Source organism: Hyphomonas sp. UBA3601, assembly GCF_002375605.1.
In the GTDB taxonomy this organism is placed as follows: Bacteria; Pseudomonadota; Alphaproteobacteria; order Caulobacterales; family Hyphomonadaceae; genus Hyphomonas.
In genome coordinates, this window is record NZ_DFME01000094.1 from 1 (window position 1) to 9,504 (window position 9,504).

The 9,504-nt window shown below is 63.6% G+C and carries 8 protein-coding genes; 2 read left to right on the top strand and 6 right to left on the bottom strand.

Annotated features, from left to right (window positions below):
- Window positions 1-219: 219 nt before the first annotated feature.
- Window positions 220-753 (bottom strand): nuclear transport factor 2 family protein, encoded by a 534-nt coding sequence (locus tag B4F73_RS09680; RefSeq protein WP_290479987.1) that lies wholly within the window; start codon window positions 751-753, stop codon window positions 220-222.
- A 341-nt stretch (window positions 754-1,094) separates the two neighbouring features.
- On the opposite strand from B4F73_RS09680, the gene B4F73_RS09685 reads away from it, so the two are divergent.
- Window positions 1,095-1,811: a hypothetical protein gene (locus B4F73_RS09685; RefSeq protein ID WP_290483125.1), complete on the top strand. Its 717-nt coding sequence runs from the start codon at window positions 1,095-1,097 to the stop codon at window positions 1,809-1,811.
- 1 nt (window position 1,812) lies between these two features.
- On the opposite strand, the gene B4F73_RS09690 is transcribed toward B4F73_RS09685, so the two are convergent.
- The 5 genes from B4F73_RS09690 to B4F73_RS09710 form a co-directional block, all read right to left on the bottom strand.
- Entirely contained in the window at window positions 1,813-3,861 is a 2,049-nt protein-coding gene (locus B4F73_RS09690; protein ID WP_290483126.1) for a hypothetical protein, read from the bottom strand.
- The gene (locus B4F73_RS09695) at window positions 3,858-6,722 is read right to left on the bottom strand and encodes a DUF4159 domain-containing protein (protein ID WP_290483127.1); all 2,865 of its coding nucleotides are present in this window, start codon (window positions 6,720-6,722) and stop codon (window positions 3,858-3,860) included. The genes B4F73_RS09690 and B4F73_RS09695 overlap by 4 nt, the downstream gene beginning before the upstream one ends.
- Window positions 6,719-7,585: a DUF58 domain-containing protein gene (locus B4F73_RS09700; RefSeq protein ID WP_290483128.1), complete on the bottom strand. Its 867-nt coding sequence runs from the start codon at window positions 7,583-7,585 to the stop codon at window positions 6,719-6,721. Before B4F73_RS09700 ends, B4F73_RS09695 begins: the two co-directional genes overlap by 4 nt.
- Window positions 7,582-7,827: a hypothetical protein gene (locus B4F73_RS09705; RefSeq protein WP_290481381.1), complete on the bottom strand. Its 246-nt coding sequence runs from the start codon at window positions 7,825-7,827 to the stop codon at window positions 7,582-7,584. The genes B4F73_RS09700 and B4F73_RS09705 overlap by 4 nt, the downstream gene beginning before the upstream one ends.
- Before the next feature lie 123 nt (window positions 7,828-7,950).
- Window positions 7,951-8,949 carry an AAA family ATPase gene (locus B4F73_RS09710; protein WP_290483129.1) on the bottom strand — a complete coding sequence of 333 codons (999 nt, stop codon included), beginning with the start codon at window positions 8,947-8,949 and terminating at the stop codon, window positions 7,951-7,953.
- 59 nt (window positions 8,950-9,008) lie between these two features.
- Between B4F73_RS09710 and B4F73_RS09715 the strand changes: the two genes are divergently transcribed.
- On the top strand, window positions 9,009-9,504 hold a 496-nt coding region (locus B4F73_RS09715), incomplete at its 3' end, for a DUF1285 domain-containing protein (protein WP_290483130.1).

Consider the following 9,504-nt stretch of genomic DNA (forward strand, 5'->3'; position numbering starts at 1 on the left):
TTCGACTTCGCTCAGGATGAGCTTTTCTCGGGTGGCGGGTTTCCGGACTCATTCCGCCTCACTTGCTGACTCATCCTGAGCGAAGTCGAAGGATGAAGCCACCGGGAGCAGAAGCCCGGCGCTTGCGCTTCGGGCCTTCTCGGGGACATCGCATTGCGATGTCTGACCCCTCGAAGCCTGAGCGAAGTCGAAGGATGACCGATCAGGAAACCAGGGAACCTACTTGCCCTCAAAGAAGGAATAGACCGCATCTTCCGGATGGCTCGCGCCAATCGGCGTGCGCGGGCCAAAGCGCTCGGCCTCTGTGCCCGGCGGCAGCGGCATTTCCTCGGTCCAGTCGAACACGACGAGCCGGTTGAGCACGCGCCACTCGCCATCGCGCTTCACGAACCAGTCGAGATAGCGCCCTTTCATGTCCCATTGCTGCATCTGGCGGTCGGCGCCCGGCTGGCGCTGGAAGGCAGAGAAATAGCTCTCCACCGCCGCGCCGCCCTCGCGGAATTCGATCAGGATGTTGTGGATCTGGTGAATGCCCCGCTCGATATAGGGAAGCGTCTTCATCGCCCAGTCGACAAAGCCCGACGCGCTGCCCTGGTAAGGCCCGTGATGATCGGTGCCATCCGGCCAATAGGCCGAACGCAGCATTTCCTCATCCGCCCGGTCGATGCCGCGCGCATAGCGAAACAGGCAATCCCGGATCGCTTCGCGCGCCCACAATTCCTCGACTTTCTGTTCCAGCGTCAATTCGGCCATGGCGGCGCTCCCTGTTTGATTGCCTGCTAGGTACAGGGCCTTTCCGGAATGTAAAACAGGTCAGAGCGGCCTGAAATGGGGCGGTGCCAAATATGCACTGGGCGGGCAAGTGGGTCACCACGCCTTCGCCAGCGTGCATTTGGGCGAAACGTGCTTCACCGGACAAGTCCTTGTTACAGCTGTGAAATTTGAAGATTTCGCCCGGATGAACGGGCAGGTCTCCGTGCAAGTGAAAGTGACTGTAATTCGCATAAGGAGCAGTTCGCCGCCGACTTTTCCGGGCCGTCTTGTCCGCCCCGCCTGCTTGCGTCAGGACAAGGCAAAAATGACGGAGGTCTCCCATGCTGAAACTGAACCTGCTGGCTGCGAGCGCTTGTGTCTTCGTGACCGAAAGCCTCGCAGAAACACGGGTCATCGGCGAGGCGGCCATTTCCAGCGGGCTCCATGATCGCGGCGAACAGATCGGCCCGCTGACACTGGAAACAGAACTCCTGCTGGAGACAACCGGCGCGCATGGCACGCTTTATGGCGGGCTCTATCGCCTGACTCCCATCGGCGCAGACCAGGCGGCCTTCGCGGACGAGACCGACTATGTCATCGGCTACCAGTTCGACATCCAGGGCGGCAGCATGGACCTGACGGCAAGCTGGCTGACCTATCCGGGAACAGAGGATGAAGAAAGCCTGGAGCTTGCCGCAAGCTTTACGTCCGACTTGCCCTGCAGCCCGGCGCTCGCCGTGTTTCACGATGCCACGCTGGGCGATTTCGGCGCCGAAGTCTCCGCCGGCCCCTCCTGGAAATCTGGTGCATGGGATGCCTACGTCCTTGCCCGCGCAGGCTTTGTCGATGCCGGGGACGAGTCCGGCGATCGATCCCATGCAGGCCTCGAACTGGGCGCGGCAAGGCCACTTGGCCAGCAGGCCGAAATCGGCCTCTACGCGCGCTACGACATATCCGACGCGGACAGTTTTGCCCGCGAGATAAATCAGGGCGTGGTGACCGAGTTTGCCAGTTCCGGCCTCGCCGTCGGTGCCGTGATCGGCGTGGTGATCCCCTAGATCACCGCCCTTCACGGCGCCAGGCGAGCAGCAGCAGGCCAATCAGCAGCGCCGCCGCAATCACCCCCGGCAGCAGAGGCTGGCTGCTAGACGACCGCACGGCATAAGCGCCGCGCTCGCGCAGGCCGAGCCAGTTGCCGCCCGCCGAATTTCCCCGCGCGCTGGTGCGCCGAATGTCCGGCAAATTCGTGCCGCTGGCATTCAGGCGGAAGACGCCGCCACTGGTCGCGTCGGCCAAAGGCTGCAAAACTTCGGTCGTGGACTGAAGGTCTGCATATTCCTTCGGATTGGCCGGCCCATTCAGGGCGACCGCTTCCAGCCCGCCCGCTTCGGCGCGGTAGAGGCCGAGCTGGTCAATCGGCGCCTCAGCCACGAACCGGCCCGGCCCGCCCTGGCGCCATTGCGGCTCGAGGAAGCTGCCTTCCGGCGTCTCGACCACCAGCGGCGGTGCGCTATCCAGCAGCGTACGCAGTTCCACGCGCGCTGTATCGCCTTCGGCCACAAGATTCAGCTTGCGCTCTTCCAGTTCCGGCTCCTTCATCATCCAGTGGACAACGCGGCGCATCAATTCGGCAAACGGTCCGCCCCCATCATGCCCACGCGCCCATAGCCAGATCTGATCGGTCATCAACATGCCGACGCGGCCATCGCCCACGCGGTCCACGATCAGCAAGGGTTTGCCGCGCGGCCCGCTCATCAGCACATCTCCGGCTTGGGCTTCGGCATCGATATAGCGCATCCAGCCGCCCCATTCGCGGCTGGCCAGCGGCATGGTCACGGCGTGGCGCTGGCCCGGCTCGGTCAGCTCCGGCGTGTACTCCCCGGTATAGATATCGCCCGTAGGGGAGGCAGGCAGCACTGAAGCCAGCGGCGAGCGCGCAAGGCTGCCCGGCCCGGCAAACGGCTCGCCCGCTGCAATGAACAGCGCGCCGCCTTCGGTCACATAGCGGGACATATTGGCGAGGTAAGACTGGGTGATCACACCCCGGCGCTCATACTGATCAAAGATGATCAGGTCGAATTCTTCCAGTTTCTCCTCGAACAATTCCTCGGTCGGGAAGGCGATCAGGGCAAGCTCTTCGGTCGGCGTATAGTCCAGCTTGTAGGGCGGGCGCAGGATGGTGAAGTGGACAAGGTCCACCGAAGGATCGGATTTGAGCAGGTCGCGCCAAACCCGGCCCGCCTGGTTCGGCTTGCCGGTGACGAGCAGCACGCGCAGCCGGTCGCGCACTCCAGAAAGGGTCGCCGCCGTGCGATTGTTGGCCAGTGTCAGTTCCTCGCGTCCCTCTGGCGTCTCGACCACGATGACATTTTCGCCGCGTCGTTCAATCTCGATCGGTACACTCGTATTCTCGCCGGGCGTCACATTCATCCGGCGCGGGGTGCCGCCATTGACAGACAGTTCAATCTCCACCTGCCGACCGTCTGGCAGGTCGGGATCATCCACCCGCACGACTAATTCAGCCATTTCGCCCACGATGCCAAAGTCCGGGGCATCGACAATCGACACGCGCCGATCACCCCGGTTGGGGTCGCCTACGATCAGCCCATGCAAAGGGCCGATATGGCGTTCGTCAGAGTCCGGTTCCGGCAAATCATGAACCTGTCCGTCAGTGATCAGGATGGCGCCTGCAATCCGGTCGCGGGGGACATCAGCCATCAGGCCTTCCAGCGCGCCATAGAGATTGGTGCCATCCGCACCCGGATCGCTCTCCAGGATGCGCACTTCCAGGGATGGGTCGGCTTCCAGTTCAGCATTCAGCGCGGCGAAAGCCGCTGAGGCCGCGGCTTCGCGTTCGCCAAACTCCATGCTTTCGGACCGGTCGAGAATGATCGCCGCCACCGAGGGCAGGGGCTCACGCTCTTCCTGTACGAGTGAGGGGTTCGATAATGCCGCAGCCAGCAAAGTCAGCGCCAGCCCTCGCGTTAGCCACGCTTTGCCGCGCAGAAACGCATAAGTGAGCCATGCCAGCGCAGCAAGCGCCACGACTGCCCACAGGATCGGCCAGCCAAGAAAGGGCTCAAAGCCGAGGCGCGTTGCGTCAATCATTGCGGCCCTCCATCGGGAATGCGGGTCGGAAGGCGGACCGGGCTTTCATCCGGTGCTTCATCCGCGTCGCCATTGCCGAGACGTTCCAGCAGGGCCGGGATGTGCACCTGGTCGTCCTTATAGTTTCCAGTCAGCACATACATGACCAAATTCACGCCGAAGCGTCTCGCCATTTCACGCTGTTGCGCTCCGCCGTCCACGGAATAGAGGTCGCGGCCCTGTTCATCCACGGCCCAGGCCGAAGCCCAGTCGGCATCGCCGATAATGAGGCGTGAAACGCCGTCGCCGCGCGGTGCACTGGCATCGCCCGCCTGCTCGATCCAGAGATTGCGCTGCGCATAGCGCCCCGGAAAGTCGTCCAGCAAATAGAAGGTTCGCGTCAGAACATGGTTTTCGCCCACCGTCTGCAAGGGCGGTGCATCAAGCCCTTCCAGCAAGGTCTCCAGGCGAGTCACATCGGTCTGCGTTCCAATCGTTCCGCCTGCGCGCGTATCAATCACCAGCGCCCCACCAGAGCGCAGGTATGTATTGAGGTGGGCAATCGCTGTGTCCGACAGCGGCGGCATGGAGTCGGGTATGTTGAGATAGATCAGCGGGTACAGCTCAAGCGCGTCGGTCTCCAGATCGACACTATGGGGATCAGCCGGTTCGACGGACGTACGCAGGCGCAGGATATTGGACAGACCGAACAGGCCGGCGCGCGTACGCGCATTGAGTGAACGGTCAGGTGTTTCCACATAGGCCAGGCGCATCTCCAGCGCCGCGTCGATCTCCTTCTGGGTCGCGTTTCCGTTGGACGGCAGTCGGATCGTCTGCGGATTATTGTCCACCCGGCGATAGGTGCCGTCCGGCAACAATTCATACTGGAAGGGTTGGGCCGCCGCATCCGGTGTCGGCACCGCGACCAGCGCGCCACCAGCCACCACACATGCCATCGCTGCGCCCTTGCCAAACCGGCGCAGCCGTCCGGCCACGAACAGGGCGATGAAAAGGTCCAGCGCCAGCAATACGGCAGCAAGGGTCAGCAACGGCCCTGCAAGGCGCAACGACCGGGCCTCGGCATCGCCCAGCAGACGAGCCGAAATTGGCCAGTTCGCGATCAGCTCCGGCCGCTTGCCGGCACCCGCATTCAGGGCGCGCGATCCGGCTGGCCCACGATAGAGCCCCGGTGGGTGAGCTTCAGACGGTTCGGTCGTTGCAAAATCGGTGGCCTTCAAGGGCGCGGCATTGGCCCCCGCGGCCGACAGGCGCCCATAGCCGTCCAGGGTCAGGAAAGGGGCGTAAGCCCCCTCCGCATCGCCGACGGATTCGCCACGTCCGGCTGCAATCGACCGGCGCAGCATCTGCGAGAACGTGCCGGAATAGGCAAGGTCGGCCCAGTCCGGCCCGGCGGTTGTGTGGAACAGAATCAGCGTGCCATCGCCGCGCATGTCGGCGGTCACCAGCGGAGAACCATCTGCCAGTCGCGCCCACGTCTTCGATGCGAGTTCCGGCCCCGGCCGCGCGAGCACTTGCTGCTTGATGCGCACGTCACCGGGAATGGGCAAGCCTGCAAAGGGGGAGGTCTCCGGGAACGCCGCCATGGCTTGCGGCTCATCCCAGGCCAGCGCTCCGCCGAGCGCGCGAGAAGACCGGCGCAGCGCAACCGGCAGCAGGTCATCGCCCTGCGCGGCGAGGCGCGGACCGGCAAACCGGATCAGCGCGCCGCCTTCCTCGACCCAGGCATGCAGCAATTCGGCATCCTGCGGCAGGATCTGCCCGATATCACTCAGGATGATTGCATCCGGGGACGCGGCCACAAGGTTCTCGATACTGCCTTCGGATATCGTCGCGAACGGTTCCAGCGCCTTGCGGATATAGTGCATGTCCGACAGCAGCGGCTGGGCCGTGCTGCCCGCATCGACGAGGCCGACACGGCGCGACCGATCTGCCGAATCCCATAGCCAGACCGTACCTGCGCCTTGCTGGCCTGTGACGCTGAACCTGGCAACGCGGGCGAGTGCTGCGGCAGGGATGGTAAACTCGGCGGCCGCTTCGATCTGCCCATCGGCAAATTCCAGGGGCGCAGTCGCCAGGGCTGAACCATCAATCGTCATGGCAGATACATATCCGGTTGCGATGCCGCGCGTGGAAGCGCGGCGGGCGGTCACGCTGACAGAATCTGTTTGCGACCGAATGCCGGAAATCACGATCGGGCCAGTCGGCGCTGCGGCATAGACGGTCAGCGGCGCGAAACTTGACAGCTCCGCGGCAAAGGCCTGGCCGTCCTTGCCCTGCAAGCCGTCGCTTGCCCAGAAGATGCGGTCAGGCTTGAAACCTGAGTCATTCAACCGCCGCAACGCATCGGCGCGGTCCGGAGCCCAGGCCTGCGGCCTCAGCGAGGTCAAGCGCTTGCCCATGTCGGCGCGGGAAACACGCTCGGCCGGGTCGGGATTGAATTGTTGCGGCGCGGTCAGCAGCAGATGGACCGGCGCGTCGCGATTGCCCGTGTCCAGTGTGGCGGTCGCGGCATTGACGAGGTCCGGCCAGCGCGGCGCAGACGGCCAGCCATTGTCGACCACGATCAGCAGACTGCCGGTGCCTTCCACAGTCTCGGTCTGCGCGCCCGGCGCATAGACGGGTTGGGACAGGCCGAGGATCGCGGCGGCAATCGCCAGCGTACGGATCAGCCAGACCCACCAGGGCGTGCGCGCGGGCGTCTCTTCCTGCGGCTCGATCCCGTCGAGCAATTGTAGCGACGGCAATTCCGCATGACGTGGGGCAGGGGGCGTTGCCCGCAGGATCCACCAGATGATTGGCAGCGCGGCCAAAGCGGCAAGCGCCCACGGCGCGCCGAGCAGGAATGGGCCGAGCGAGGTCATGCCTTGGCCCCGAACGTCTCGACCTGCGCCTTCAGCCGGGCGGCGCCTTCAAGGCTGGACGTTCCGACTGTATGCGTCACCAGCCGCCAGCCCATTTGCGTGGCCAGTCTGCGCAATCCGTCCCGCTGTTCGGCAAAGCGGCGGAGGTAAGCCTCACGCATTGTCTCGGCCCGGCCAAGGATACGGTCGGACTCGGTGCCGGGGCGGCTGAGCTTGGTGCGGCCTTCAAACGGGAAGCTTTCCTCGATGGGTGCCGAGATCGCCAGCAGCACGCCTTCCGGGCATTTCGCGGCAAGCGGCGCAAGGCGGGCCTGCCACTCGGCGAGCGGCGCGTAAAAGTCAGACGCCAGAATAATCGTTGCAGCAGATTTCGGCGGCGAGGGAAACTGGCCATGCGTGCCGCGCTCAAGGTCTTCGGCGAGCCGCGCCACGGCCTTTTTGCCAAAGCTGGCCGTCCGGCCCGCGCCCAGCATGCCGATCCGTTCGCCATCCTTCGACATCATGATGCCGATGGCCAGCATCAGGAGTTGGGCTTCTTCGGCCTTGGTGCGCAAATCGCCCTCGCCCTTCCAGCGGAAACCCGGTGCATCATCACTCCAGAACAGCACCGTGCGCGCGGTTTCCAGTTCTGTTTCGCGTACGAACAATTCCGTGCCCTTGGCGGAGCGGCGCCAGTCGACCCGGTCGGCGGCGTCTTCCTGCGCATAGCGGCGATACTGCCAGAAATGCTCGCCCGTGCCCGCACGGCGACGGCCTGCCGAGCCGATATGCGCGGCTTCGCTCGCTTCGGCCTTGAAGTTCAGACCGGGCAATTGGCGGGCAAGGCTTTCAGCCTCAGAACGTAGATCGGCGGCGGGAGTCACAGCGGCAACTCGCAGGTTGCAGCATAGAATGCGTTAGCTACTGAATCGCTTCCAATTTGATCCATTTTATCGAACAGGGTCTGCACAAAATCCTTTGTTGAGAAGGATCCATTTGATTGGGCTTCCATCTCTTTCAGTGCATCGATGTAGCTCTCAATCTCGGCTTCGAGCCCAGGAAGACTTCGATTTCTGAGTTCACCATCCTCATCCAATCCCTCCTGAACGATCAATCGGTAGGTCACAATGGTGTTCAACTTGGCGACGGCACAGTCTTGAGCCCCCTGCGTTGTCAGGGGGGGTACCGCGCCTGAGCACGCGACCGCGGAAACGAGAATTGAACCAAAGCCCAATAGCCTACGCACTGATCACGAAACCTTCCGCGCAAGGTCATTGATCAGATCTGTCAGGCTCGGTGCCTCGCCGGTCGGGTCGTAGCGCATCGCCATCCGGTGGCCGAGGCAGGGTTCTGCGAGCGCTTCGACATCCTCGATGCTCGGCGCAAGACGGCCCCTCAAGAGCGCGCGGCTCCGTGCAGCCAGCATCAGCGCCTGACCGGCGCGTGGGGACGGGCCCCAGTCGACCAGCCGCCTCACGCGCTCGTCGCTTGTCTGTTCCGGCCGGGCATCTCGCACCAGGCCGAGGATCGCCGAGACGATCTTCTCGCCCACCGGCATCCGACGCACGAGCCCTTGCAGCGCGATCAGCCGGTCGGCGTCCAGCGCCGGGCGCACCACGTCATCGTCGCCGGTCGTCGTCTCGATCAGGATGCGGCGCTCGGTGTCGAGGTCGGGATAGTTCACGTCGACCTTCAGCAGGAAGCGATCCAGCTGGGCTTCGGGCAGGGGGTAGGTGCCTTCCTGCTCGATCGGGTTCTGCGTCGCCAGAACATGGAAGGGCGCGGGCAGGTCATGGCGCACACCGGCCACGGTGACATGGCGCTCCTGCATCGACTGGAGCAGGGCAGACTGGGTACGAGGGCTGGCGCGGTTGATCTCGTCCGCCATCAGCAGCTGGGTGAAGATCGGCCCTTTGAGGAAGCGGAAGGTGCGCTGCCCGCTCGGGCTTTCGTCCAGCACTTCAGAGCCGATAATGTCTGAGGGCATCAGATCCGGCGTGAACTGGATGCGCTGGTTGGCGAGACCAAGCGCGGTGCCCATCGCCTCGACGAGGCGTGTCTTGGCCAAGCCGGGCGCGCCGATCAGCAGGGCATGGCCCCCGGCCAGTACGGCGGCGAGCGCCAACTCGACCACGCGGTCCTGTCCGAATACCGCCTTCGCAATTTCGGCTTTCACCTGCGCCAGCGTTTCGGCGGCGGATTCGGCTTCTGCGATGATTGCATCACTTACCTGGTCAGTATCGGCCATCAAAAGGGCGCCTCCGGGTTTTCGATCTGAATAAACAAACCTATGTCTAAGGCCGGATCATGGCGGAGCAAAACGTGAATTCCAGTGCCACAACCACAATCAGTCTCGAAGAGACGCTTAAAGCGATCCTTCCCGATGGCAAGGTAGATGGCAAACTGCCGCCGGTTCATCTGTGGAATCCTGAGCGCTCAGCTGACATCAACATGGAAATCCGCGCGGATGGCAGTTGGTGGCATGAAGGCGACCCAATTAATCGCGAGCGACTGGTGAAGCTGTTCTCGCGCATCCTGCGCAAGGATGAGGACGGTTCGGTCTGGCTCGTCACGCCCTACGAAAAAGTGATCGTGCATGTGGCCGATGCGCCTTTCATTGCTGTGCGCGTCGAGCGGGCGGGCGAGGCCGGACCGCAACAGTCACTGGCCTTTGTCACAAATCTGGGCGATGTGACGCTGGCAGGGCCGGACGCGCCGCTGCGCGTCGAGACCGATCCCGAGACCGGAGAGCCTTCCCCCTATGTATTGGTGCGCGGACAGCTCGAAGCCAAACTTGCCCGGC